The 3066-nt window shown below is 46.7% G+C and carries 3 protein-coding genes; 2 read left to right on the top strand and 1 reads right to left on the bottom strand.

All coding sequences use genetic code 11. The features are described 5' to 3' along the window. Positions 1-581 (bottom strand): imidazole glycerol phosphate synthase subunit HisF (gene hisF, locus VIM88_RS05080; protein ID WP_331861801.1); only part of this gene is annotated, 581 nt, incomplete at its 3' end. Between the two features lie 211 nt (positions 582-792). Here hisF and rsmA point away from each other — a divergent pair. Together rsmA and VIM88_RS05070 are read left to right on the top strand one after the other, a co-directional pair. Then, on the top strand, positions 793-1650 hold the full coding sequence (gene rsmA, locus VIM88_RS05075; RefSeq protein WP_331861800.1) for a 16S rRNA (adenine(1518)-N(6)/adenine(1519)-N(6))-dimethyltransferase RsmA: 858 nt from the start codon (positions 793-795) through the stop codon (positions 1648-1650). Then, a partial coding sequence (locus VIM88_RS05070; RefSeq protein WP_331861799.1) for a ribonuclease J occupies positions 1586-3066 on the top strand: 1481 nt, incomplete at its 3' end. The genes rsmA and VIM88_RS05070, both read left to right, overlap by 65 nt.

Below are 3066 nucleotides of genomic sequence, written 5' to 3'. Positions count from 1 at the left end.
CTGATCTTTCTGTTCAAGGCATTGTCAAATCCTGCTTTCGTTCCATCCGCATCCATAGAGGTAACAAGCAGCTCGCCCGCTCCTCTGTCACAGGCTTCTTTGGCCCATTCGAGTGCATCGATACCGGTATCGTTACGCCCGCCGTGGGTAAAGACATGCCAACGGTCCTCTCCCACTCTTTTCGCATCGATCGCCACGACGATGCACTGCGATCCGAACCGTTTTGCTCCCTCTTCGATGAATGCCGGCCGTTTGATCGCAGCAGAATTCACACTCACTTTGTCACACCCCACATTCAGAAGACTGTAGATATCCGAAAGTTCTCTGATCCCTCCTCCCACGGTCAAGGGAATAAAGACCTCCTGTGCCACCTTCTTCACCACGTCGACAATGGTATCACGGCCTTCATGGCTTGCACCGATGTCCAGGAACGTAATTTCATCCGCACCCTCTTCATTGTAGCGCTTCGCTACCTCTACAGGGTCACCTGCATCACGCAAACCGACAAAGTTCACACCTTTCACTACCCGCCCGTTATCTACATCCAGACAGGGAATGATACGTTTTGCAAAATAATCCATCTATTCATCTTTTTTATTAAATTTATAACTTTCTCTTTCATCATTCCCGTGTCTGGCACAGGAACCTCATAGGCAAATTATCCTGGCATCTGTCGTTCTCCAAGTTAGACACCGAGACAACATTTGTATAAAATGCAGTTATTTATGATAAGATTATACAAAAATTATCCCAAACACGGGATTAGTATGAAGTATAAAGGTAGATTATAGTATGATTATTAAAAATTTAGCCGAATTCGCCAGTAAGAAATTTGGTCAGAATTTTTTAAAGAATGATATCTATCTTCACAAAATCATCCAAGCGATGCCCAATGACGACCTCAGAGTCGCAGAGATTGGGCCTGGCTTAGGTGATTTAACCAAAGAACTTGTAAAAGTTCGAAATGTCACAGCATTTGAGGTTGATAAAAGATTATGTGAGCATCTTACCGCCGAATTTGAAGAACCTATCCACAAAGGGCGATTCGAACTACGGTGCGGAGATGTGCTTGAGCGTTGGGAGTCAGGAAGCCTGCTGGATGAGCCTTATCATTTGGTAGCCAACCTGCCCTACTATATCGCGACCAATATCATCTTAAAAGCATTGAAAGATGAACACTGCCGGTCCATACTGGTGATGGTTCAAAAAGAAGTTGCCGAGAAGTTTGCAGCAAGTGTCGGACAGAAAGAGTTTTCAGCCCTTTCTGTCCTTGCTGCAAGCGCAGGAAAAGCGACACTCTGTTTCGAAGTTGAGCCCGAAGCATTTGTCCCTCCTCCGAACGTCACTTCTGCCGTGCTTTTAATAGAGAAAAATCAGTCATTGGATGACGAGAAGTTTGAAGCGTTCCTAAAGATCGCATTTGCGCAGCCGCGTAAAAAACTTTCTAAAAATCTGACAGCTGTTTTTTCTAAAGATATGGTACACAACACTTTTGAAAAGCTGGAACTTGATTCCAACTTGCGACCTCATGAAGCTGGGACATCTATTTATCATCACATATATAATGAATTAAAGGATTATTTAGATGGAAAACAACGATCAGAACAAAGAAAACACTCAAAATCAAGGGCAAAGAACTCCCAGAGATAGAAGACCGAACCCACATAGACAAAATACCGGAAGCAAGCCGCTAGGCACGCAAGAGGAAACGGCACAGGAAAGGAACAGACCGAACCCGAACAGAAAACCTCACCCGAACAGAAAGCCGAACCCCAACAGGAACCAAAGTACTGAAGCCGGAGAGAAACAGGCAGGAAGCAGACCGAACCCCAACAGAAAACCTCACCCGGGCAGAAAACCCAACCCCAGCAGGAACCAAAATGCTGAAGCCGGAGAGAAACAGGCCGGGAACAAACCAAAACCGAACAAGCCGGGCCGCAGTGGCGGAGGAAGCAAGAACAGAAGTAAAAGAAAAAATGTTACCACGGTGAATGAGGCGATGAGAGCTTCCCTTGAAGAGAATGCACGCGTAAGAGACGCACAAATGAATCCATGGAAGCAGATCGATATGTCCAGCAAGGGCAAGGTACGATTTACCCCGCTTGGCGGCCTTGGCGAGATCGGCGGGAACATGGCCGTACTTGAGACAGAGACCACGGCTATCGTCATCGATGTGGGTATGAGCTTCCCGGATGAGACGATGCACGGTGTCGATATCCTGGTACCTGATTTCTCTTATCTGCATACACTTAAAGGTCAAAAGGACGTCTATGTGATTATCACCCATGGACATGAAGACCACATCGGTGCGATGCCTTATCTGTTCAAAGAACTCCAATTCCCTATCTATGGTACACCGCTTGCGCTTGCCATGATAGAGAACAAGTTCAACGAACACGGATTGGCGGCACACACAAAGTATTTCAATTTTGTGACACTCAGGAATCAGTATCAGATCGGTGATATGCAGATAGAATGGCTGCACAATACACACTCCATCATCGATGCCTGTTCCCTTGCTATTGAAACGCCTGCAGGAACGATCATGCACACTGCGGACTTTAAGATAGACCATACACCGGTGGACGGCCACACGATGGACCTGCACCGTTATGCCTATTATGGGGCCAAAGGGGTGCTTTGTCTTTTCTCTGACTCTACGAACTCTCACAACCCTGGCTTTACCAAAAGTGAAAAAGTGGTCGGAAAAACATTTGATACGCTTTTTGACCTTGCCAAAGGAAGAGTGATCATGTCCACCTTCTCCTCCAATGTCCACCGTATCTTCCAGGCAATGCAAAGAGCAGTAACACACGGCAGAAAGATCTGTGTGATCGGCCGCTCTATGGAACGAAACGTCGAGACGAACCGCGCGCTTGGATTTGTAGACATTGAAGACAGACACTTCATCGAAGTACACGAAGTGCCCAAATACGCTGACCATGAAGTGCTCATCGTCACTACAGGCTCACAAGGGGAGACCATGGCTGCGCTGAACCGTATGGCAACGGATGAGCACAGACACATCAAACTGAAACCATCCGATACGGTCATCATCTCTGCTTC

The sequence above is a fragment of the Sulfurovum sp. genome, from assembly GCF_036568385.1.
Classification (GTDB): domain Bacteria; phylum Campylobacterota; class Campylobacteria; order Campylobacterales; family Sulfurovaceae; genus Sulfurovum.
This window is presented reverse-complemented; position numbering and strand designations above follow the sequence as displayed.